This is a genomic window from Georgenia alba (assembly GCF_042665525.1).
Classification (GTDB): Bacteria; Actinomycetota; Actinomycetes; order Actinomycetales; family Actinomycetaceae; genus Allobogoriella; species Allobogoriella alba.
In genome coordinates this window covers 1-670 of sequence record NZ_JBHTCQ010000008.1, presented here as the reverse complement: position 1 = coordinate 670, position 670 = coordinate 1, and the positions used below count along the sequence as shown (strand labels likewise).

Sequence of the window (670 nt, the reverse complement as noted above, 5' to 3'; positions counted from 1 at the left end):
CTATATGGTTGGTAAAGCTGAATCCTAGAAATTTTCTTTTCCATGGACGGTCGACCGCACTTTTAGCACGGTTGACCTTCAGTTTTAGTTTCTTTTCGATGAATGACGTAATGTCGTTCATAACCCGTTCGCCTGCTCTTCTTGATTTTACATAGATATTGCAGTCGTCCGCATAACGTACAAAGCGATGATCTCTGCGTTCAAGTTCCTTATCCAGTTCGTCTAACACGATGTTGGAGAGGAGAGGACTAAGGGGACCACCTTGTGGTGTCCCTTCGACGTTCATCGTTGTTAGTCCATTCTCCATCACACCGGCTTGTAAGTACTTTCGGATAAGTTTAATGAGCGACACGTCCTTTATAGTTCGTGCCAATGTTGTCATCAATCGGTCGTGGTTGACCTTGTCGAAGAACTTCTCTAAATCAATATCTACAACCCAGCGATATCCTTCTCGGATGTAAGACTGAGCGAGTTTGACTGCGTCGTGCGCACGCTTTCCTGGTCGGAAACGGAAGCTGCACGGCGAGAATGTCGGGTCGTAAATCGGAGTTAAAGCTTGGGTAACTGCTTGCTGGATGAAACGATCGGTCACGGTCGGGATGCCTAACTTCCTTACTCCTCCGTCTGGTTTCGGGATTTCGACTCGACGGACGGGAGAAGGAATATAGGT

1 protein-coding gene is annotated in these 670 nt (G+C 47.2%); it reads right to left on the bottom strand.

Annotated elements, in window-relative coordinates; all coding sequences use genetic code 11:
• Nucleotides 1-670 (bottom strand): group II intron reverse transcriptase/maturase (ltrA, locus tag ACFQQL_RS19095; protein WP_465254083.1); only part of this gene is annotated, 670 nt, incomplete at both ends.